Here is a 20393-nt window from a genome sequence, read left to right as displayed (position 1 = left end):
GATCTACCCCTGTTGCGGCCGCGCCGGCTGGCGATAGAGCGTCAGCCGGCGCTCGACCTCGGCCATGACACGCGTCAGCACCACGACAACGGCGAAGTAGAGAAGTCCAGCGGCGATCAGCGGCTCGAAGATCAACAGCGACTGACGCTGCAGCATGCGCGCCGTGCCCATCATCTCCATGATGGTGATCGTCGAAGCGAGTGAGGTGGACTTCAGGAGAATGATGACGTCCGAGGTCAACACCGGCAGGCAGAGCCGCAGAGCCTGCGGCAGCGTGATACGCCAGAGGATGGTGAAGGGGCGCATGCCCACTGCCATCGCCGCTTCGGTCTGCCCCTTGGGCACGGCAAGGATGGCACCCCGGATCACCTCGGCATTATAGGCAGCCTGATTGAGCGACAGCGCGAACACCGCGTACCAGAGACCGTCGCGCAGATAAGGCCACAGGAAGGAATGGCGGATGAAGGTACCGGGCAGCACCTGCCCCAGCCCGTAGTAGATGAGATAGAGCTGGACCAGAAGCGGCGTGCCGCGAAAAGCGAAGGTAAAGGCCTTGGCAGGCCAAGCCGAGATCCGAGAGCCGTAGACCATGGCGACAGCCGTCGCAGTTCCCATCAGGAGACCGAAGATGACGCCGGTCACCGTCAGGAACAGCGTCAGCGGCATGGCAGCCAGAAGAGACGGCAAGAACGAGAAAACGCGGGCAAGGACCTCCATCAGCGGTAGCCCCGCGAGAAGCGCCGCTCGAGACGGGAAATGACCCAGACCGACACCGCCGTAAGCATCAAGAACAGCACGGCGGTTAAACCATAGAAAAAGATGTATTGCCGTGTACCGGCCGCCGCACGATACCCGACATAGAGCAGATCGTTGAAGGCGCCGAGCACGGAAATAATGGCGCTTTCCTTGGTCATCTCCAGCCAGAGATTCCCCATGCCGGGTATGGCGTGACGAACCATCTGTGGTGCAACAATGCGGATGAGAATGATCCATCGGTGCATGCCGAGGGCCAGCCCCGCCTCGATCTGTCCGAGTGGTACGGCAAGATAGGCGGCGCGCAACACCTCAGCCATGAAAGCGCCTGAGACGAAGGCCAGCGCCACCACCGCCGCCCAGAATGGGCTGACCTGGAAATTGTCACCGGCAAGGCCGAAACCTTTCACCAGCCGCTCGATACCCGAGGCAATGGAGAAATAGAGCAGCAGGATGACCAGGAGTTCCGGCAGCGCCCTCACCACCGTGGTGTAGACGCCGGCAAGGAAACGAACGGCCCGCCAGGACGACTGCTTGCCGACCGCACAGACCGCGCCAAACACCAACGCGATCAGATAGGCTGACACCGATACCTTGAGCGTGGTGACGATGCCCCAGAAGAGATCGTCGCTCCACCCCGTATCGCCCCAGCTCAGCAGTGAAAGAGTGCCATCCATCGCGCCATCCGCAAAAGAAAACCGCCGCCGGCCCGATTAAAGGGCGGCGGCGGATATCACGGCTTATTTGCCGTCGACCCAATGGGCAATGCTCTTGTCGAGCGTGCCGTCGGCTTTGATCGAGGCAAGCGCATCGTCGACCTTCTTCAGTGTCGCCGCGTCGCCCTTCTTGACGACGTAGCCAACGCCCTCGCCGAGCGTCTTGTTATCGGGCGCGGCGGCCTTGATGTCGAAGTCGGCGCCCTGCGGCGTTGCAAGGAAGGTGTGCAGATAAAGATCGGGCGACAGCACGAAATCGATACGGCCAGCGGCCAGATCGGCCATCGAGTTGTCGGCGGTATCGTAGGCCTTCACCTCGACCTGAGGATAGTACTTGGTCAGGTACTGGTGCTGCACGGTCGACGCCTGCACGCCGACGATCTTGCCCTCGAAGGCCTTGGGATCGAGGATCTTGCTACCATCGGGCGCATCGACGGTGCCGACGGTGAAGCTCTCGGCCTTCGGGCCGACCAGCGAAGTGCCCTCGGTGTAGTAGGAGGCGCTGAAGTCCACCGTCTGCTTGCGCTCGTCGGTGATCGAGAAGGCGCCGACCACCACGTCGAGCTTGTTTTCCTTCAGCGCCGGCAACAGGCCATCAAAGGCCATGGCGGAAATCTCGCACTTCACCTGCATGCGCTCGCAGAGAACGTGAGTGATGTCGGCCTCGATGCCTTCCCACTGGCCGGCGGCGTTGACTTGGCCGAACGGCAGATAGGGCTCCGGCGTCATGCCGAGCCTGATCACATCCTCAGCCAACGCCGGCAGGGCAACCGATGAGGCGATGGCAATCGCCAGGGCCGCTTTCACAACGATATTCGACATTTGGGACGTTCCCCTTTTCCTTGACATCAATTGCTTGGACGGCAGGCTCAGCCGCGATGCCAACGCAGCGACATGCAGGAGAGACCGGCGTCGATCTTGCCGATTTCCGTGGTCTTGAGTGGCACCACGTTGAAGCCATTGGCCGTCAGCAGCTCGGCAGTGCGCGGATAGTCGGAGCCGACGAAGACCACGTCATTGACGCGCAGCGCATTGGCAGCCGCTTCCTCGCCCGCCGGGACCAGCAGCGTCTTGAAGCCTTTGAAGACGCCGGAACGCTCGAGACGCTCGGTAGTCAGCACCGTTTCCTCGTCCAGAAGCGAGCAATCGGTCTTGAAATGCAGCACATCCTTGGGAGTTTCGACGATCTCGCCCTTACGGTCGAGTTTGGCAAGACATTCGATCAACGCCTCGGCGCCCTCGCGATTGGTACGGGCCGAGAGGCCGATCATCACGGTTCTTTGGGTGGTCAGCACGTCGCCGCCATCGGCAAAGCCACGAGGCAAGTCGAGCACCGTCGAGAACAGGCGCTTCAGCACCGGAGCGATCTTGGCGGTCTCGCCGGCGCGCGTCTGGGCACCCGGACGCAGCAGGATGGCGCCCTCAGGGAATACCAGAGCCGGGTCTTCAACGAAGATGGAGTCGGGGAAGGCTTCCAGCGGCGGCAGCACCGTCACCTCGACACCGGCGAGACTCACTGCGTGGATATAAGCCGCATGCTCGGCAAGAACGCCAGCGTATGTCGGATTGCCACGATCGTCGGCGCGGAGGCCATTGACCACCGAAGACGACGGCGTACGGACGATGAAAGAATCGAAACGATAGACGGGAAGGAAGCTGGCCATTCTGACACCTTGATGGAAAGCGCTGTCATAGACGAACCGTCCGTCAAGGTGCAACAACCGGAAGGGGCATTGTCCTTCGTGTAAAGACGGATGCCGGCCGGAAATCCTCCGACCAGCGCGGATTGATGGGATGCAGGACGCGAACGCCCTGCATCGAACTCACTTCAGCGAATAGAGATTGATCTTGAAATACTTGTCGTTGATCGTCTTATAGGTGCCATCGGCCACGACTTCGTCGATCGCCTTGTTGATGGCTTCCTTCAGCGCACCATCTTCCTTGCGGACGGCGATACCGACGCCCTCACCGACGAAAGCTGGATCGGTGATCGGCTCACCGGCCAGCTTGCAGCAGGCACCGGCCTCTTTGCTCACCCAGTCGAACATCGGCAGGAAATCGCCGACCTGCATGTCGAGGCGACCGGCAGCCAGGTCGAGATTGGCCTCGTCCTGCGTCGGATATGTCTTCAAAGTGGCGCTCGGATAGGTCTTTTCGATATATTCGGCCTGCGTGGTGCCGGCCTGCGCACCAATAATCTTGCCGGAAAGCGCCGCGTCGGAGAACTCAGTGAGACCGCTGTCCTTGGGAACGACGTGGGTCATCGCGGCCTTATAGTAAGGCTTGGTGAAATCGACGACCTTCTTGCGCTCTTCGGTGATGAACATCGAGGCGATGATCATGTCGTATTTCTTGGCGAGCAGCGCCGGAATGATGCCGTCCCAATCCTGGGCCACCACCTCGCACTTGACCTTCATCTTGGCGCAAAGGGCGAGGCCGATCTCGACGTCAAAGCCCTTGATGGAGCCGTCGGTGTCTACGTAGTTGAAGGGCGGATAGGCTCCCTCGGTGCCAATTTTCAGCGTTTCCTCGGCATGGGCGGCAACGGCCCAACCAGCGAGGAGTGCGGCGGCGGCAAGGCCGCGAATGATGCGGTTGTTCATGGTGCTTGGTTCCCCTGGAAGCGCTATGGGCCGGTTTATCTCTTTGCCCACACCGCTGAAAGATTAGCGGCAAACAGGAGGGGATGACAATTCTCTGTCAGGAAAATTGTTGGGCCGGCGGCAGATTATTCCCGCTGGCGCTTCAAGATGGCCGAGAAGCTGGGATCGAAGGCACGACGGATAGGATCGGCGGCCGCACCAATTGCCACAGCCCAAGGGTCGGTCATCCCGAGCCGCAGTCGAGGGATGGCACGGTCCAGCGTCGGCGACAAAGAAGGACGCAACGGCTCGATGGCTGAGACCAGCTTGGGCATCAACGAGCCGGGCACACCGCTCGAAAGGATGACGGTTTGCGGATCGAACAGCGTTTCGGCGGTATGAACCGCGAGCCTGAGGTCGTGCGCCGCCCGCTCGATCCATTCGGCAATGCGTCGATCATCCGCCGAGATAAGCGTTTCAAGCCTGTCGAACTGCTTGGGGTCGGCCGGGTCGATCCCAACCATGGCGTAGAGCGAGGCAATGGACGCCCGGTGCTCGAGCGGTATCAGATTGTCGGGCCCACCGAACAACACCATGCCGATCTCGCCAGCGTTGCCATGGGCGCCGCCATAAAGTTCGCCACCAAGAATCAGGCCGGCCCCGATGCCGTAGCCGACATAGATGCAGACGGCGTGGTCGAGGCCCTGGGCGGCGCCCACCATGCGCTCGGCCGTGGCGCAGGCGGCGGAGTCGTTCTGCAAGCTGACGGCAAGGCCGGTGCCGGCGGCGAGCCGATCCAGCAGCGGAAAGCTCTGCCAAGCCTGCATAAGCCAAAGGCTGTCGTCGGCGATCTCGACGCCGAAGGGGCCAGGCATGGCGACGCCGATGCCGGCGATACGCGCCTCGGCATCCGGCCGGCCGGCGCTGAACTCCGTTCTGACTCCCGCCAGAAGATCGAGCACCACCTGGGCACCCTCCTCAGGCGACCGAGGCGGCACTTTGGCCATGGCGCGAGCCAGGATGTTGCCGACGAGGTCGACGACAATGACGCGGCTGATGTGACGATCGATCTGCAGGCCGATGGAATAGGCTCCCTCGGCGACCAGTCGATAGGGCGTGGACGGCTGCCCCCTGCCCTTGCGCACCAATTCCTCGGAGGCGACGAGACCTTCGTTCTCCAGCGTTTCAACCAGATTGGACACCGCCTGCTTGGTAAGGCCGGTGGCGCGGGCAAGGTCGGCACGCGACAGGGCACCATTCACGCGCAGCGCGTCGATGATGACGCGCCGGTTGTGGGCGCTGGTCCCCTCGTTATTGGCACCGCTCTTGGCGCGGATCGACCGCTGTTCGTTCATGCCCAAATCCATCTTGACAGCAGTTGATATTTCGCCCACGAATAAGTCAAGCAATTTGACTTAATAAGGAACCGACAGAGTTCCGGGGAACGCTAGTCCACCCCAAAGGTGTGACGACGCTCCGTCCAGCGGCCCTCCGGGCCATCAAATGACCGGTCGTGGCGGCTCGTTGTCGCCGCGATCCTTTCCGCGTAGTCACCGACCAAAGGGAGCCCACAATGAACAGGTTTTTCGGCAGGACACTCCTCTCAGCGACGCTGCTGACGGCACCGTTTTCCGTTCCGGCTTTCGCCGAAACCCAGATCAACGCGCTGTTCATGGCCCAGGCCGCCTATAGCGAGGCCGACGTTCGCGCCATGACCGAGGCCTTCACCAAGACCAACCCAGACATCAAGGTCAATCTCGAGTTCGTTCCCTATGAGGGACTGCACGACAAGACCGTGCTCGCCCAGGGCGCCGGCAACGCCTACGACGTCGTGCTGTTCGACGTGATCTGGCCGGCCGAATTCGCTGCCAACAATGTGCTGGTCGACGTCTCCCCCAAGATCACCGACGACATGAAGGCGGGCGTGCTGCCCGGTGCCTGGACCACCGTCAAATACGGCGACAAGTTCTACGGCATGCCATGGATTCTAGACACCAAGTACTTGTTCTATAACAAAGAAATCCTGACCAAGGCAGGCATCGCCAACCCGCCAAAGACGTGGGACGAACTCGCAGCCGACGCCAAGATCATCAAGGACAAGGGCATCCTCGCGACGCCGATTGCCTGGAGCTGGGCACAGGCGGAAGCCGCCATCTGCGACTACACCACGTTGGTCAGCGCCTTTGGTGGTGACTTCCTGAAAGACGGCAAGCCGGCTTTCCAGACCGGTGGCGGTCTCGACGCCCTGAAATACATGGTCGACACCTATAAGTCCGGCGTTACCAATCCGAACTCCAAGGAGTTCCTGGAAGAAGACGTCCGCAAGGTGTTCGAGAACGGCGACGCCGCCTTCGCCCTCAACTGGACCTACATGTACAACATGGCCAACGACCCGAAGGATTCAAAGGTCGCGGGCAAGGTCGGCGTGGTGCCGGCACCGGGCGTCGCTGGAAAGAGCGAAGCCTCGGCGGTCAACGGCTCGATGGGCCTTGGCGTGACCACTGCCAGCAAGCACCAAGACGAGGCGTGGAAGTATATCGTCTTCATGACCTCGCAGCAGACGCAGAACGCCTATGCCAAGCTCAGCCTGCCGATCTGGGCATCCTCCTATGCGGATCCGGCTGTGACCAAGGGCCAGGAAGAGCTGATCGCCGCCGCCAAGGTCGGCCTTGCCGCCATGTATCCGCGCCCGGCCACGCCGAAATATCAGGAGATCTCGGTCGCCTTGCAGCAGGCGATCCAGGAAGCCCTTCTCGGCCAATCGAGCCCCGAGGACGCCCTGAAGACCGCCGCCGACAACAGCGGCCTTTGATACCTTGAACATACCGGGCGCCCCTGGCGCCCGGTTCCCCGCTGACCGATTATCCGACAAGGACACTGCATGTCCGGCACCTGGATTACCACCCGGGCGTGGCTGCTCATGCTGCCGCTCCTCATCGTCATGGTCGCCGTCATCGGCTGGCCGCTCGTCGACACCGTGCACCTATCCTTCACCGACGCGAAGCTGGTCGGGACATCCGGTAGTTACGTCGGCTTCGACAATTACGTCCGCCTTGTCTCCGGCAATGCCTTCGGCCGCACCCTTTTCACCACCACCTGGTTTGCCGTGGTGTCGGTGACCGCCGAGATGGCGCTTGGGGTACTCGCCGCGCTTCTGCTCAACCAACAGTTCCGCGGGCGTACTCTGCTGCGGGCCCTGATGATCTTGCCCTGGGCGCTGCCGACAGTCGTCAACGCCACGCTGTGGCGTCTGATCTACAATCCCGAATATGGCGCGCTCAACGCCGCCCTCACCCAGCTCGGCGTGCTCTCCGATTACCGTTCCTGGCTCGGCGAGCCTGGCACCGCCATGACGGCGCTGATCGTCGCCGACTGCTGGAAAAACTTCCCCCTGGTCGCGCTGATCGCGCTCGCCGCCCTGCAGGCGGTGCCGCGCGATGTCATCGCCGCTTCCTTCGTCGATGGCGCCAGTGCCTTTGCCCGCTTCCGCTACGTGACGCTACCCTATCTGGCCGGCCCCTTGATGGTGGCGCTGGTGCTGCGCACCATCGAGGCTTTCAAGGTGTTCGACATCATCTGGGTAATGACGCGCGGCGGTCCTGCCAACTCGACGCGCACCTTGTCCATCCTCGTCTACCAGGAAGCCTTCTCCTTCCAGCGGGCTGGCTCAGGCGCTTCGCTTGCCCTTATCGTCACGCTGATCGTCACGGTACTCGCCATCGTCTATGGCACCGCCGTGAAAAAGGTTGCCGGGAGCGCCGCCTGATGGAACGCCAGAGCCCCCTCTTCCGCCTGTTCCTGCATGCCTCGGCGCTGCTCCTGGGCATCGTCATCCTGGCGCCGCTCGTCTGGCTGTTCGTGATGAGCATCTCGCCGGCCGCCGACCTCGCCGCCAAGCCCCTACGCTGGTGGCCGGCGACGATGGACTTCTCTCGCTATGCCATCCTCCTTTCGACGCTGGAAAACAGTGCAGGCGCGGCGTTTATGGCAAGCCTCAGAAACTCGCTGATGGTCGCTGGCATGGCCACCGTCGCCGCCGTGGCGCTCGCCGTACCCGCCGGCTGGGCCGTGTCGCGCACGCCATCGGTCGGCTGGTCGCTGTCCCTGGTCATCGGCACCTATATGCTGCCGCCTGTCGCCCTCGCCGTGCCGCTCTACCTGGCGCTCTCCAAGTTCGGCCTGCTCAACAGCGTATTCGGCCTGGCGCTCGTCTATCTCACCATTCTCGCTCCCTTCACGACGTGGCTGATGAAATCCGGCTTCGACGGCATTCCACGCGAGATCGAGCAGGCCGCCGTCATCGACGGCGCCAGCCTGTGGCAGACGCTTCGGATCATCACACTGCCGCTCGCCATGCCGGTGGTGGCCACCTCAGCTCTGTTCGCCTTTTTGCTGGGGTGGGACGAATTCTTCTACGCCCTGCTGTTCACATCCGACCAGCGGGCCAAGACACTGACCGTCGCCATCGCCGACCTCGCCGGCGGACGCGTTTCAGACTACGGCCTAATCGCCACGGCCGGTGTGATCGCCGCGTTGCCACCGGTGATCGTCGGCCTCGTCATGCAGCGGGCGCTGATTTCCGGACTCACGTCCGGCGGCGTCAAAGGCTGAACCAAAAAGGACAACACCATGACCGCTCCCCGTCCCGAAAGCCTCCTCGCCATTGACCGAGAAATGGCCCGCCAGCACGCCGATGCCCTCGCCTCATTTGAGACCAACCGCGAGATGGCTACCCGCGCCGCAGCCTCGCTCAAGAAGACCGATCGCCTGTTGATGCTGGGCATGGGCGGTTCACACGCTGTCGCCCGCGCTGTCGAGCCCTATTATCGCGCCCTCGGCATCGACGCGGTGTCGCTGCCGGTATCCGAGCAACTCACAGCGCCTCTGCCAATCAACGGCCGCACGATCTTCGTCACCTCGCAGTCGGGCGAAAGCGCCGAGGTGGTCCGCTGGTTCAAGGAAACGGGTGGCACCACCGAAACCTTTGCTCTGACCCTTGAGGGTGTCTCCTTCCTCGGCAAAGCCGCCCCGGCTCTGGTGGCAGCCGGCGGCTCGGAACTGGCTTTCGCCGCGACGCGCAGCCTGACGCTGACCTTCGCACTGCATCTTGCCGTCCTCTCGGCGCTTGGAGCGGACGCGGAACCGGCGCTCGCCGTGTTGAAGTCACCGGAGGCACCCAACGTTTCCGCCGCGCTAGTCGCCCTGAAGAACGTCCGCACCATCGTCACCTCCGGCCGCAGCCTACAAGGCGTCGCCGAGGCCATCGCCCTCGGCTTCACCGAACTGTCACGCCGTCCCTGCTTCTCGCACGAGGGTGGTCAGCTCCGGCATGGACCGATGGAAATGCTGTCGCCCGAGATCGGTGCCGTCCTGTTCCGCGCCAAAGACCCGACGTCGCCATTGATCGCCGGAATGGCTGTAGAAATCCTCGCCGCTGGTGCGCCGGTCGTGGTCTTCGACGCCTCGGGAGACGCGCCAGTGGCAGGGGCCGTCACCATTCCCGTCAAGCCGGCCACTGGAATGGCCGCCGTCTTCGCCCTGCTGCCAGCCGCCCAGTCCCTGATGGTCGCCTTCGCCGCCGAACGCGTCGAGAATGCTGGGACGCCCGTCCGTTCGAACAAGATTACCCGGAGCGAATAAGTGAAGCCGATTGCTGTTATTGGAAACGTCAACGTCGACCTGATCCTAGGCCCCGCTACGCCCTGGCCGCAGCCGGGAACCGAGATCATCGTCGACCATGACGAGCTGCGGGTCGGTGGCTGCGCCGGCAACTCGGCACTGGCGCTCAAGGCACTCGGTGTGCCCTTCGCGCTGGCCGCCAGTGTTGGCAGTGATCGCTTCGGAGCATGGCTGGCCGGCGAGTTCGGCGGGCAATCGAAAAACTGGCGGGTTCACGAAGAAAACACCACCATCTCTGTCGGCATTACTCACCCCGACGGCGAGCGTACCTTCTTCACTACACTCGGCCACCTGCCACACTACGGCGCCGCCGACGTGCTGACGACGCTCGACGGCGAGGCCCATCGCGGCGGTCTGGCACTGTTCGCCGGCCCGTTCCTGATGCCCAAGCTGTCGCAAGAATACGGCCAGCTTTACGATTGGGCCGACAAATTCGGCATTCGCGTCGCCCTCGACACCGGCTGGCCACCGGCCGGTTGGACGTCAGAGGTCGTCGCGGCAACCAAGGGCTGGCTGGCTCGCTCGGCCATTGCTCTGTTCAACGAGGTCGAGACCACTTCGATCACCGGTCGGGACGACGTGCACTCCGCCGCCCGCGCCATGCTCGATCTGATGCCAGAAGGCGCCGTCGCCGTCGTCAAGCGCGGTCCGCATGGCGCCTTGGCGGTCTCCAGTGCTGGCGTTGTCGAGGTTGCTGCCCCCAAGGTCAAGGTGATCGACACGATCGGCGCCGGCGACGTGTTCAATGCCGGGTTCCTGGCGGCACTGGCCGCCGGCAAATCGCTTGAGGAAAGTCTCAAGGCGGGAGCCGCAACTGCCTCGCTCGCCGTTTCCACCTATCCGCGCCGCTACGCCCCGCCGGAGTCCCGTTCATGAGCGCTCTCGTCGTCGACAATATCCGCAAGTCGTTCGCCGACGTCGAAACGCTGAAAGGCATCAACATCTCGCTGCAAAGCGGCGAGTTCCTGGTGCTGCTCGGCGCGTCGGGCTGCGGCAAGTCGACGCTGCTCAACATCATCGCCGGCCTCGCCGAGCCGACTGGCGGTGACATCCGCCTCGAAGGCCGCTCGCTGATTGGCGTCCATCCCAAGGACCGCGACATCGCCATGGTGTTCCAGTCCTACGCGCTCTACCCCAACCTGACGGTCCGGCGGAACATTGGCTTCGGCCTTGAGATGCGAAAGGTGCCGGTCGCGGAACGCGAAAAGGCGGTTGCCGAGGCCGCCAGGCTGTTGCAGATCGAGCCGCTGCTCGATCGCCGGCCGAGCCAGCTCTCCGGCGGCCAACGCCAGCGCGTCGCCATCGGCCGGGCACTGGTGCGCAACCCCAAGCTGTTCCTGTTCGACGAGCCGCTCTCAAACCTCGATGCCAAACTTCGCATGGAGATGCGTACCGAGCTGAAGCGCTTGCACCAGATGATGAAGACCACGGTGGTCTATGTCACCCACGACCAGATCGAGGCGATGACGCTCGCCACCCGTATCGCCGTCATGCGCAACGGCCAGATCGAACAGCTGGCCTCACCGGAAGAGATCTACAACCGACCGGCTACGCTCTACGTCGCCACCTTTGTCGGTGCGCCGCCAATGAACCTTCTGAACGTGGTCGCCACCCCGCATGGTCTGTTGATTGCCGGCGGCGACACGGTGATCCCTTTGCCACCCGCCCTGCTTTCCAAAATTCCCCAAGACAGAAACATCAAGCTCGGCGTCCGGCCCGAGTGTTTCCGTACCGACGCCGCCGACGGTCTGCCACTGACCCTGCGGTGTGAGGTGGTGGAGCTCACCGGCCCAGAGCTGATCCTGTCGGGCAGTGTCGGCGGCCAACGCCTCGTTGCCACCTTATCGCCGCGTACGCGGGCAACGGCGGGCAGTGACGTCGCCCTGACACTCGACACCGAGGCACTTCATCTGTTCGACGCGGAAACAGGCATGCGCATCGAAACCGCCTGATCGCTACCGTTACACGTACAGCGGGGTACCGCCGCTTCGCGTTCAATTCTGTTGGCACGGTCCCAGCGAGATATCGCGCCGACTTACTGCGGCTGATGCCGTTCGATTTTCGGCAAAAATACCGTCAACAGGCCGAAAGCCGGCAAGAACGAGCAGATGTGGTAGACGAAGTCGATGCCCTTGGCATCCGCGACTTGACCAAGGACGGCAGCGCCGATACCTCCGACCCCGAAGGCAAACCCAAAGAAGAAACCGGCGATCATGCCAACCTTGCCTGGCACAAGTTCCTGGGCGAACACAATGATCGCTGAGAAGGCCGAGGCGAGCACGAGGCCGATGATCACAGTCAGCACCGCTGTCCAGAACAAGCCGACATACGGCAATGCAAGCGTGAAGGGCAGCACGCCGAGGATCGACACCCAGATGACCGGCTTACGCCCAATGCGATCGCCGATTGGTCCACCGATAACGGTGCCGGCCGCCACCGCGCCGAGGAACACAAACAGCAGCATCTGCGACTCTCGGACGCTGACGCCGAATTTATGCATCAGGTAAAAGGTATAGTAGCTCGAAAGACTGGCGAGATAGATATACTTGGAGAATACCAGACAGCCGAGCACGGCCAGAGCGGTGATGACGCGCCAGCGCGGCAGAGAGGCTTGGGATATCGCGACGGTACGCTTGGCCGTTGCCTTGCGATGCCGGCCATACCAGTTGCCGACCTGCCATAGCACGATCATCGCCAGCAAAGCGGCAGCCGAGAACCAGGCGACACTCTTCTGACCGTTTGGCAGGACAATGAAAGCGGCGAGCAATGGCCCCAGCGCCGAACCGAAATTGCCACCAACTTGGAACAGCGACTGGGCGAGACCATAGCGCCCGCCGGACGCCATGCGGGCCACGCGCGAGGATTCCGGATGGAAGACCGATGATCCCGTGCCGATTAGGGCGCAGGCGACGAGCAGCAGATGATAGCTGTGGACGTTGGCGAGCAGCAGCAAGCCCAAAAGGGTAAAGCCCATGCCAATCGCCAGCGAATAGGGCTGCGGATGTCGGTCGGTGTAGCTGCCGACCAGGGGCTGAAGCAGCGAGGCCGTGAACTGGAAAGTCAGCGTCATCAGGCCGATCTGACCGAAACTGAGCGCATAATTCTCTTTCAGCATCGGATAGAGGCCGGTCAGCAACGACTGCATCATGTCATTGAGCATGTGGCAGAAGCTGATGGCGAAGATCACGGAAAAGGCCGTTGTCGTCGCGGACGGAACGGCAGCCGGTGCTGTTGTGTCGGTCAAGTGGCACTCCATGGCGCAGCCGGCATCGCATCAAGAAGCGGCCGGTTGCGCGCGACAATATCGTTTTCGGCGCTTCCTGCCTTCGTGATATGGTCCAATTACTATTCGACTGGGCCAACTTCACCATGGATATCAACTTTCCACGCACCGCCGGTAGCGAAGCGAGCCGCTCGGATCTCGTCGCCCCATGGTCGGAAGAGCCACACGCAAAACGCATTGAATGGTTGGAGCGAGCTGTCGGGCCGATTGTCGCCAAGGCCATAGAATATGCCGACGGGCATGTCGTCCCACCCCACCGCCATAGCCGCGCCCAGATGATCTACGCGCTTTCGGGCGTGGTGACGGTGGCCATGCCCGGTGAGCGATGGATGGTGCCACCCGACCACGCGCTTTGGGTGCCAGCCGGCACCGAGCATTCAGTCACTGCCGGCGGCCGTGTCAGCATGCTCTCGATCTACGTCAAGCCCGGCGCCGTCGCCGATCTGCCGACCCGTGGTCGGGTGGTGGAACTGACCGGCCTGATGCGCAGCTTGATGGTGGAGGCGGTTAACCTGCCTCAATGCTACGAGCCATCCAGCCGCGCAGGACTTGTGATGGCGCTGATCCTGGAGGAGATCCCTCGGCTGCCGGTTCGCCCGCTCGGCCTGCCGTTTCCAGCCGATCTCCGCATGGCGGCCCTGTGCCTCCGTTTCCTGGACGCTCCCATGCCTCGGGCAGACATCGACGATTGGGCCGAGGCGCTCGCCATGAGCCGCCGGACCTTCACACGGGCGTTTCGTCGAGAAACCGGACTGAGTCTATCCGAATGGCGCCAGCAAGCCTGCCTGTTTGCGGCGCTGCCACGCTTGGCTGGCGGAGAAAGCGTAACCAGTGTCGCGCTCGACCTTGGCTATGACAGTCCTTCGGCTTTTTCGACCATGTTCAAGCGCATGACCGGATCGACGCCGGGACGATACCTGCGCGAAACGACATCGAGCCACGCTGAACACCCCGACAGGGCAGTCGACGTCAACGCGGGCTGAGCCGGAACAGTCGTCCCGGGCTCGCATCTTCAATCACCCACACGGCCCCGTCGGGCGCTACCGCCACGTCGCGGATACGCCCTTCCATGGCGAAGCGCTCATCTTCGTGGGCGCTGTTGCCATGGATGGTGACGCGCGACAGCGATTGGGTCTTGAGCCCGCCGATCAGCGCCGATCCCTTCCAGGCGGGGAAAAGATCGCCCTTATAGAAGGCGAGGCCTGCTGGCGCGATCACCGGATTCCAATAAAGAGCCGGTTCGCGGAATTCCGGTCGGGTCGGCGGCTTGGGGATCGGCGTGCCATTGTAGTTGTCGCCGTAGGACACTTCCGGCCAGCCATAATTGACGCCCGGCTCGATCAGATTGAGTTCGTCTCCCCCCTTCGGGCCCATCTCGTCCAGCCAGAGACGACCATCGGGCGCAAACGCCAAGCCGTAGGGATTGCGATGGCCGGTGGTCCACGTCTCGGCACGAACGCCCCCTGCGGCAGCTTCCGGATTGCCGGGCGCCGGCTTTCCATTGAGTGTCAGGTGCAGCACCTTGCCGAGCGCAAGATCCGGATTCTGGGCCGTCTCCGGCCGCATGCGGTCACCGGAGGTCAAAAACAGCGACTTGCCATCCGGCGCAAAGGCGAGGATGCCGCCCGGCTGACCGCCCTTGCCTTTCGGCATCTGCCTCCAGATCACTTCGAGGCCATCGAGCCGCCCCCCACCGCTCTGTTCGGCCAGCGTCGCGCGGGCGAGCGCCAATGAACTGCCGCCCTCGCCGGGCTCGACATAGGTGAAGTAGATGCGGCGGCTCTGGGCGAAATCCGGCGCAAGCGCCACGTCGAGCAAGCCGTTCTGGCCGGCATGCTCAACCTTCGGCACGCCGGAAATCTCAACCGGGTCGCGCCCGCTGTGATCGACCAGGAACATTTTGCCCGGCTTGGTGGTGACGATCAGCCGGTCGGCGTCGATCATGGCAATCGCCCACGGTAAGTCGAAGCGCGCCACCGTCTGGGTCTGGAAGGGGACCTTTGTCGTCGCCTTGTTGGGTCCGGCGTTTTCCGGCGCAGCGGTCGCTGGCATTGCCGTCAGGCTGGCGACGGTTGCCGTAGCGAGCAGAATCCCTCGGAGGGTGGCGGGCATGTCGGCATCTCCCTGGCTGTGCCGGCGGAGCCGACATCTCAGGAAGATTTGGGAAGTCGCGCCCCTTTCTCAAGAGGCAAGCGATTACAGCCAGCCCAGCGCCTTCCACCAAAGGAAGTCGAGCGGCACCAGCGCGACGAGCGTGATCAGCGCCAAAGGCACGGTCACCTTGACGAGATGATCGAGTTTTTCACCGGAAAGCTGCATCGCCACGACGAGCGGCCCCACCTGATAAGGAAACAGCACGGTCGAGAAGCCGACCACCTGCGTCATCAACACGGTCATGGCCCCATAGCCGGTGAGGGTTGCAAGATCGCTGGTCATTGGCGTCAGCACCGCCGGCGCGCTCGGCACCGTCGTGAACATGCCGGTCACGAAAGACAGGAATGTCAGTGAGAAGAAGTTGGCGGCGTCATGCCCCGGTGCCAGCGGCAGCACGGAGGTCAGAAACGCGCCGAGCTTGCCACCAAGACCGGAGGCGTTGACCACGGCGCCGAGCGCCAGCGCGCCGGCAACGAACAACAGTAGACCGAAATCGACCGACTGCCGGAAGGCTTGGGGACTCACCACACCAAAGCGCGGAGCCAACAGCAATACGGCGGCGGCTAGACCAACCCAAGCTGAATTGATGCCGTGCAGGCTGTCGGTCATCCAGAAGACAAGCGTCAGGACCAGGATGCCGATCACCTTGCCCTGCCCCGCGCGCGCGGTTGCGGTTGCGGCCGCCGTCGTCCCGATAGGCTCGCCAACTTTGGCAGGAAACAGGGCGATCACCAGTGCCACGGTGACGATGGACTTCACGATGCCCAGCACGGGATAGTGCAGCAGGAGATAGCCGGTATAGGTGAAATGAATGCCGAGGATCGTTTCGGCCGAGCCGGCCAGAACCATGTTCGGAATGTTCGCCGGCAGAATGGCAAAGCTCGGCATGTTGCAGCCGATGGCCAGGATCGCTGCAATGCCGATGCGCCCGTTGGAGCCTTTGCCGAAACCACAGCGATCGGCGAGCGCCATACCGATCGGTACCATCACCACGGCTCGCCCCACCGAAGACGGCATCAGGAAGCCGAGGATCATCGAGGCGAGCATTAGGCCACCGATGAGACGCGGATAGGTTCGGGTAAGGAGCGGTGCGATGACCGCGGCAAGGCGGCCATCCAGACCCGTGGCGCTCACGGCGGCGCCAATCACAAAGCCGGAGATGATCAGCCATACCGCAGCCGAAGCGAAGCCGGAGAATACCAGAGGCGCCGGCTGCAACCCGGCAATCAATACCGAAGTAAAGAGCAGCAAGCTCGCGAAATAACCCGGCACCAGCGCCGTCGCCCAAAGCCCGAGCGTCACGAGGACGATAGCGAGCGTAATGCCTCCCGATGGACCGAGAGCGGCTGGTGAGGCTATGGCGACGGTCAAAGCTATCAGAACCACCACAGCCAATATGAAATGACGAGGCGTCAATTGGCTGAGCGTGAACATGAACAAACCCTCGGAAACGTCTGATCGGACCGGCACCCTATCGGAAAGCCGACGTTGGCGTTAGACTAACATTATGCCAAACAATGTCGCCGAAACGCCATTCTTCGACCCCTCGCCGGTCTCTTACATCATCGATCCAAGCTGGCCACTGCTGATCCGCAGCCAAACGCTGGTCGCCAACCGCATCGTACGGCCGCATACCCATCCCCGTGGCCAATATGCCTGGGCAAGGAAGGGCGTGCTACGCATCGTCAGCGATCACTCGGTCTGGATCGTTCCTCCGACACATGCCGTCTGGATCCCCGGCGGTACGCGCCATCAGGTGGCGAGCGAGACGCGAGCCGAGGTGCGGCATGTCTTCGTCGATCCCTCACGCGCCGTGCGGGTCGGAGCCCAGCATCCCGACCGCTGCGCCGTCCTGACCGTGACGCCCTTGATGCGCGAACTCACACTCCGACTGGAAGTCATACTCGCCGATGAGGCCGACGAAGCACGCCGCCTTCGCTTCTGTGACGTAGTGATCGATGAACTGGATCGGCTCGACGAGGCCCCGCTGAGCCTGCCCGGCGGTCGCGACCCACGGCTCGTCCGCCTTACACGCCACCTTGGCGAACATCCCGAAGAACGCCGGCCGCTCGCCGAACTCGCCAGCTTCGTCGGCGCCAGCACACGCACGCTGGAGCGGTTGTTCGCCGAGGAAACCGGCCTCACCTACCGTCGCTGGCGGGCCCGATTGCGTCTGCTCGCCGCCATTGAACGGTTGGAGCGGGGTGACAGCGCCACTGACGTGGCGCTATCGCTCGGTTACTCGTCGCCAAGCGCTTTCACGGCGAGCTTTCGCGAGGAGTTTGGGAAAACGCCAAGTACCTTTCTGCGCGGGTGATTAAGATCACCACGTTTTTCGGTCATGCCCATCGCCCGCGCCTCCCTCATCCGCGGCTGTCATAGTCCGCTGTCTCCCCTTTTTCTGGACGTTCCAACGCTACCGTTGTTACATCCAAGGCGAGTAAAGCAGGCCGGCTGTTGTCGGCGACCATCTCGCTGGTGAGGATAGACCCGTGGATCTTCTGGTGAAACTCTATGACGTCGAGCCCGACACCGATCTCAATCGCCGGCTGAAGGAAAACGGCGTTGTCATCCGGCGCGCGCTGGCGCCCGAACTCGACACCATCCGAGCCTGGATCGCTCCCCGTTTCAGTGCCGGCTGGGTGAGCGAGGCGCAGGTCGCCTTTTCCCGCGATCCCAATGCCTGCCTGGTCGCCGTCAAGGACGGGAAGCTCCTGGGCTTTGCCTGCTACGACGCCATCGCCCTCGGCTTCTTCGGTCCGACCGGCGTCGACGAGGCGGCACGCGGCCTCGGCATCGGCAAAGCACTCTTGCTCAGAACGCTTCTCGCCATGCGCGAACGCGGCTACGGTTACGCGGCCATCGGTTGGGCCGGACCGGTGGATTTCTATGCCCGTGCCGTTGGCGCCATCCCAATCCCCGACTCCGATGGCAGCGTCTACACCGGCCTGCTCAACCCGCTGGCGAATGGACGGGACGGTTGAGATGGGTTCAGAGGGCGCGCCTCTGACCTCTGACAGCTTTCCGCTCGATCAGCATCGACAGCGCAAACACGGCCGAGCCGACGAGGCCGAGCAGCACGCCAACCCAACCGGTAGACGTCCAGCCGAAACCAGCGGCGATCGCCATGCCGCCCAGCCAGGCGCCGAGCGCGTTGGCGATGTTGAAAGCCGAGTGATTGAGGGCAGCGGCCAGCGTTTGCGCGTCTTTGCCAACATCCATCAGACGGGTCTGTAGCGTCGGCACCACCGCAAAGCCGGTGCCGATGAGGAAGACGCCGACCACCGCCGTTACGTGTTGGCGCGCTGCCACGGTGAACAGCGCCAGTACCAGAACGTTCCACGCGAGCAAACCTGCGATGGTCGGCAGCAGCGCCCGGTCGGCCAGTTTCGGCCCGACGATGTTGCCGACGATCATGCCGGCGCCGAACACGCAAAGGACGAAGGGCACAACGCTTTCCGGAATGCCCGACACCTCGATCAAAGTCGGCGTGATATAGCTGAAAACGGCAAACATGCCGCCAAAACCTGTGGCGCCAATGGCCAGCGTCAGCCAGACCTGCGGCTCGCGTAATGCGCCTAACTCCCTGAGCGGGCTGGCACCGGGCTTCGGCTGGTCGCGCGGCACGCAGAGGGAGACCAGCACCACGGTCAACAAGCCTAGCGCCCCAACCACCCCGAAGGCCGTGCGCCAACCGAGCGTCTGCCCGGCCCAGGTGGCAACCGGGGTTCCAACCAGCGTCGCCACCGTCAAGCCAAGCATGACACGGCCGATGGCGCGAGCACGCCCGTCCGGCGGCGCCATGCCAGCGGCCACCAGCGCCGCGACTCCGAAATAGGCACCATGCGGCAGGGCGGTGATGAAGCGCAGCGCCACCAAGCCGGCAAAGCTTGGCGCCAGCGCACTGGCGAGATTTCCCACGGCGAAAAGGCCCATCAGCACCAGCAACAATCGAAGCCGCGACAGTCGAGCGCCAAGGACGGCGATCAGCGGCGCCCCGACCACCACGCCGAGGGCGTAGGCGCTGATAATCCAGCCAGCCTTGGGCATGCTGACCTGCCAGGCGGCGGCGACGTCGGGAAGAAAGCCCATGGCGGCGAACTCGCCAGTGCCGATGGCAAAACTGCCGATCGCCAACGCAAATTCGGCAATCGTGGCGGCACTGAAGGGAAAGGACTTGGCGGCGATGCTCATGGCGCTCCGATCGTCGGGACAATCCGGGCAATGGCCCGGATCGACAAAATCGGACGCAGCCTAGATTTGATTCCGCCGCCGATAAACATATGGTTTCGGAAGGAGCTTTCGGAAAAGGCGGAAAATTGATGCGAACGGACCAGGAAACGGCATTGCTTGCCGCAGTCGTACGGCACGGCAGCCTTTCGGCTGCGGCCCGATATCTCGGTCTGTCAGTTTCCGTGGTGGCCGACCGCTTGGCCAGCCTTGAGCGGCGGCTCGGCGTACGACTGATCGCCCGTACCACCCGCCGCCAGTCGCTGACCGACGCCGGCAAGCTCTACCTCGCAGAGATGGAGCCAATCCTCGCGGCCATCGACGCCGTCGAGGCGCGCGTCCGCGACCTATCGTCGGTGCCGCAGGGTACACTTCGGATCTCCGCTCCGCTGCCCGTCGGCCGCCAGTGGATCGCCCCGTTCGTGGGGGAATTCGCCATTCGCTATCCGGACATCCGGCTTCAGCTTCTGCTCGAAGACCGCTACGTCGATATCGTCGGCGAGGGATTCGACATCGCCATCCGCGGCGGCCCCGCCGTGGAGTCGGAATTCGCCGGCCGCCTGCTGTTCTCCACACGACGCGTCGTCGTCGCCAGTCCGGGCTATCTGGCAGCGCACGGCGTACCGGAGCGCCCCGAGGACCTGGCCGCGCATGCCTGCCTCGGATTCAACCGTGGTGGCCAGTTCCACGCGGACTGGCGGTTTGGCCGTGGTGACGCGGCAAAGATCGTCAGGGTATCGACACGACTGGCAACGGCCAATTCCGAATTACCGGTGGTCTGGGCAGCGGCCGGGCTGGGGCTGACGCAGAAATCGCTCTGGGAGGTGCAACGACATCTCGACGACGGCAGCCTCGTCACCGTGCTCGATGCTTTCGAACCGGACCCGGCATCCTTCTTCGCCATCCACCCGGTCAGCCGGGCTCAATCCCGCCTGTTGTCCCTATTTGTCGGGGAACTGTCCGCCTATTTGCGAGAGCACCTTGCAACGTAAAGGC

General features: G+C 63.1%; 20 protein-coding genes. 10 read left to right on the top strand and 10 right to left on the bottom strand.

What is annotated here, in order from left to right; all coding sequences use genetic code 11:
* Positions 1 to 3 precede the first annotated feature (3 nt).
* The 6 genes from AB6N07_RS15055 to AB6N07_RS15030 all read right to left on the bottom strand — a co-directional run bounded on the left by AB6N07_RS15055 (position 4) and on the right by AB6N07_RS15030 (position 5406).
* Positions 4 to 717 (bottom strand): ABC transporter permease, encoded by a 714-nt coding sequence (locus tag AB6N07_RS15055; protein ID WP_370673897.1) that lies wholly within the window; start codon positions 715 to 717, stop codon positions 4 to 6.
* On the bottom strand, positions 717 to 1430 hold the full coding sequence (locus AB6N07_RS15050; protein ID WP_370673896.1) for an ABC transporter permease: 714 nt from the start codon (positions 1428 to 1430) through the stop codon (positions 717 to 719). Before AB6N07_RS15050 ends, AB6N07_RS15055 begins: the two co-directional genes overlap by 1 nt.
* Before the next feature lie 63 nt (positions 1431 to 1493).
* Complete coding sequence (locus AB6N07_RS15045) at positions 1494 to 2291, bottom strand: transporter substrate-binding domain-containing protein (RefSeq protein WP_370673895.1); 798 nt, start codon at positions 2289 to 2291, stop codon at positions 1494 to 1496.
* Positions 2292 to 2338: 47 nt separating this feature from the next.
* Entirely contained in the window at positions 2339 to 3133 is a 795-nt protein-coding gene (locus AB6N07_RS15040) for a dimethylarginine dimethylaminohydrolase family protein (RefSeq protein ID WP_370673894.1), read from the bottom strand.
* A 159-nt stretch (positions 3134 to 3292) separates the two neighbouring features.
* Entirely contained in the window at positions 3293 to 4072 is a 780-nt protein-coding gene (locus AB6N07_RS15035; protein ID WP_370673893.1) for an ABC transporter substrate-binding protein, read from the bottom strand.
* A gap of 125 nt (positions 4073 to 4197) precedes the next feature.
* Positions 4198 to 5406: an ROK family protein gene (locus AB6N07_RS15030; protein WP_370673892.1), complete on the bottom strand. Its 1209-nt coding sequence runs from the start codon at positions 5404 to 5406 to the stop codon at positions 4198 to 4200.
* A gap of 218 nt (positions 5407 to 5624) precedes the next feature.
* On the opposite strand from AB6N07_RS15030, the gene AB6N07_RS15025 reads away from it, so the two are divergent.
* The 6 genes from AB6N07_RS15025 to AB6N07_RS15000 all read left to right on the top strand — a co-directional run bounded on the left by AB6N07_RS15025 (position 5625) and on the right by AB6N07_RS15000 (position 11682).
* The gene (locus tag AB6N07_RS15025) at positions 5625 to 6863 is read left to right on the top strand and encodes an extracellular solute-binding protein (RefSeq protein WP_370673891.1); all 1239 of its coding nucleotides are present in this window, start codon (positions 5625 to 5627) and stop codon (positions 6861 to 6863) included.
* 69 nt (positions 6864 to 6932) lie between these two features.
* On the top strand, positions 6933 to 7817 hold the full coding sequence (locus tag AB6N07_RS15020) for a carbohydrate ABC transporter permease (protein ID WP_370673890.1): 885 nt from the start codon (positions 6933 to 6935) through the stop codon (positions 7815 to 7817).
* Positions 7817 to 8662 carry a carbohydrate ABC transporter permease gene (locus tag AB6N07_RS15015; protein WP_370673889.1) on the top strand — a complete coding sequence of 282 codons (846 nt, stop codon included), beginning with the start codon at positions 7817 to 7819 and terminating at the stop codon, positions 8660 to 8662. The genes AB6N07_RS15020 and AB6N07_RS15015 overlap by 1 nt, the downstream gene beginning before the upstream one ends.
* Positions 8663 to 8680: 18 nt before the next feature.
* Positions 8681 to 9691, top strand: coding sequence for an SIS domain-containing protein (locus AB6N07_RS15010; RefSeq protein WP_370673888.1), 1011 nt, complete (start codon positions 8681 to 8683; stop codon positions 9689 to 9691).
* Positions 9692 to 10606, top strand: coding sequence for a carbohydrate kinase family protein (locus AB6N07_RS15005; RefSeq protein ID WP_370673887.1), 915 nt, complete (start codon positions 9692 to 9694; stop codon positions 10604 to 10606).
* Positions 10603 to 11682 (top strand): ABC transporter ATP-binding protein, encoded by a 1080-nt coding sequence (locus AB6N07_RS15000; RefSeq protein WP_370673886.1) that lies wholly within the window; start codon positions 10603 to 10605, stop codon positions 11680 to 11682. Before AB6N07_RS15005 ends, AB6N07_RS15000 begins: the two co-directional genes overlap by 4 nt.
* A gap of 83 nt (positions 11683 to 11765) precedes the next feature.
* On the opposite strand, the gene AB6N07_RS14995 is transcribed toward AB6N07_RS15000, so the two are convergent.
* Entirely contained in the window at positions 11766 to 12974 is a 1209-nt protein-coding gene (locus tag AB6N07_RS14995) for an MFS transporter (protein ID WP_370673885.1), read from the bottom strand.
* A 125-nt stretch (positions 12975 to 13099) separates the two neighbouring features.
* On the opposite strand from AB6N07_RS14995, the gene AB6N07_RS14990 reads away from it, so the two are divergent.
* A complete protein-coding gene (locus tag AB6N07_RS14990; RefSeq protein ID WP_370673884.1) occupies positions 13100 to 13996 on the top strand; it encodes a helix-turn-helix domain-containing protein in 897 nt (298 codons plus the stop codon).
* Here AB6N07_RS14990 and AB6N07_RS14985 read toward each other — a convergent pair.
* Positions 13983 to 15125: a PQQ-dependent sugar dehydrogenase gene (locus tag AB6N07_RS14985; RefSeq protein ID WP_370673883.1), complete on the bottom strand. Its 1143-nt coding sequence runs from the start codon at positions 15123 to 15125 to the stop codon at positions 13983 to 13985. The genes AB6N07_RS14990 and AB6N07_RS14985 overlap by 14 nt on opposite strands.
* A gap of 84 nt (positions 15126 to 15209) precedes the next feature.
* Complete coding sequence (locus tag AB6N07_RS14980; RefSeq protein ID WP_370673882.1) at positions 15210 to 16601, bottom strand: SLC13 family permease; 1392 nt, start codon at positions 16599 to 16601, stop codon at positions 15210 to 15212.
* Between the two features lie 73 nt (positions 16602 to 16674).
* On the opposite strand from AB6N07_RS14980, the gene AB6N07_RS14975 reads away from it, so the two are divergent.
* Positions 16675 to 17484, top strand: coding sequence for a helix-turn-helix domain-containing protein (locus AB6N07_RS14975; RefSeq protein ID WP_370673881.1), 810 nt, complete (start codon positions 16675 to 16677; stop codon positions 17482 to 17484).
* 175 nt (positions 17485 to 17659) lie between these two features.
* Positions 17660 to 18151, top strand: coding sequence for a GNAT family N-acetyltransferase (locus tag AB6N07_RS14970; RefSeq protein WP_370673880.1), 492 nt, complete (start codon positions 17660 to 17662; stop codon positions 18149 to 18151).
* Positions 18152 to 18158: 7 nt separating this feature from the next.
* Here AB6N07_RS14970 and AB6N07_RS14965 read toward each other — a convergent pair whose 3' ends face one another.
* The gene (locus AB6N07_RS14965) at positions 18159 to 19361 is read right to left on the bottom strand and encodes an MFS transporter (RefSeq protein WP_370673879.1); all 1203 of its coding nucleotides are present in this window, start codon (positions 19359 to 19361) and stop codon (positions 18159 to 18161) included.
* 128 nt (positions 19362 to 19489) lie between these two features.
* Here AB6N07_RS14965 and AB6N07_RS14960 point away from each other — a divergent pair, with 128 nt between their 5' ends.
* On the top strand, positions 19490 to 20389 hold the full coding sequence (locus AB6N07_RS14960; RefSeq protein WP_370673878.1) for a LysR family transcriptional regulator: 900 nt from the start codon (positions 19490 to 19492) through the stop codon (positions 20387 to 20389).
* The last annotated feature ends 4 nt before the right edge of the window (positions 20390 to 20393 follow it).

The organism is Pleomorphomonas sp. PLEO (genome assembly GCF_041320595.1).
Lineage (GTDB): Bacteria > Pseudomonadota > Alphaproteobacteria > Rhizobiales > Pleomorphomonadaceae > Pleomorphomonas.
Note: the sequence above shows the minus strand (reverse complement) of the source record. Positions and strands in the feature narration are given on the sequence as shown.

Bases quoted from the DNA above. Each gene is read 5' to 3' on its own strand.
- AB6N07_RS15055 (WP_370673897.1), bottom strand. From the start codon at position 717: ATGGAGGTCCTTGCCCGCGTTTTCTCGTTCTTGCCGTCTCTTCTGGCT.
- AB6N07_RS15050 (WP_370673896.1), bottom strand. From the start codon at position 1,430: ATGGATGGCACTCTTTCACTGCTGAGCTGGGGCGATACGGGGTGGAGC.
- AB6N07_RS15045 (WP_370673895.1), bottom strand. From the start codon at position 2,291: ATGTCGAATATCGTTGTGAAAGCGGCCCTGGCGATTGCCATCGCCTCA.
- AB6N07_RS15040 (WP_370673894.1), bottom strand. From the start codon at position 3,133: ATGGCCAGCTTCCTTCCCGTCTATCGTTTCGATTCTTTCATCGTCCGT.
- AB6N07_RS15035 (WP_370673893.1), bottom strand. From the start codon at position 4,072: ATGAACAACCGCATCATTCGCGGCCTTGCCGCCGCCGCACTCCTCGCT.
- AB6N07_RS15030 (WP_370673892.1), bottom strand. From the start codon at position 5,406: ATGAACGAACAGCGGTCGATCCGCGCCAAGAGCGGTGCCAATAACGAG.
- AB6N07_RS15025 (WP_370673891.1), top strand. From the start codon at position 5,625: ATGAACAGGTTTTTCGGCAGGACACTCCTCTCAGCGACGCTGCTGACG.
- AB6N07_RS15020 (WP_370673890.1), top strand. From the start codon at position 6,933: ATGTCCGGCACCTGGATTACCACCCGGGCGTGGCTGCTCATGCTGCCG.
- AB6N07_RS15015 (WP_370673889.1), top strand. From the start codon at position 7,817: ATGGAACGCCAGAGCCCCCTCTTCCGCCTGTTCCTGCATGCCTCGGCG.
- AB6N07_RS15010 (WP_370673888.1), top strand. From the start codon at position 8,681: ATGACCGCTCCCCGTCCCGAAAGCCTCCTCGCCATTGACCGAGAAATG.
- AB6N07_RS15000 (WP_370673886.1), top strand. From the start codon at position 10,603: ATGAGCGCTCTCGTCGTCGACAATATCCGCAAGTCGTTCGCCGACGTC.
- AB6N07_RS14990 (WP_370673884.1), top strand. From the start codon at position 13,100: ATGGATATCAACTTTCCACGCACCGCCGGTAGCGAAGCGAGCCGCTCG.
- AB6N07_RS14985 (WP_370673883.1), bottom strand. From the start codon at position 15,125: ATGCCCGCCACCCTCCGAGGGATTCTGCTCGCTACGGCAACCGTCGCC.
- AB6N07_RS14980 (WP_370673882.1), bottom strand. From the start codon at position 16,601: ATGTTCACGCTCAGCCAATTGACGCCTCGTCATTTCATATTGGCTGTG.
- AB6N07_RS14975 (WP_370673881.1), top strand. From the start codon at position 16,675: ATGCCAAACAATGTCGCCGAAACGCCATTCTTCGACCCCTCGCCGGTC.
- AB6N07_RS14965 (WP_370673879.1), bottom strand. From the start codon at position 19,361: ATGAGCATCGCCGCCAAGTCCTTTCCCTTCAGTGCCGCCACGATTGCC.
- AB6N07_RS14960 (WP_370673878.1), top strand. From the start codon at position 19,490: ATGCGAACGGACCAGGAAACGGCATTGCTTGCCGCAGTCGTACGGCAC.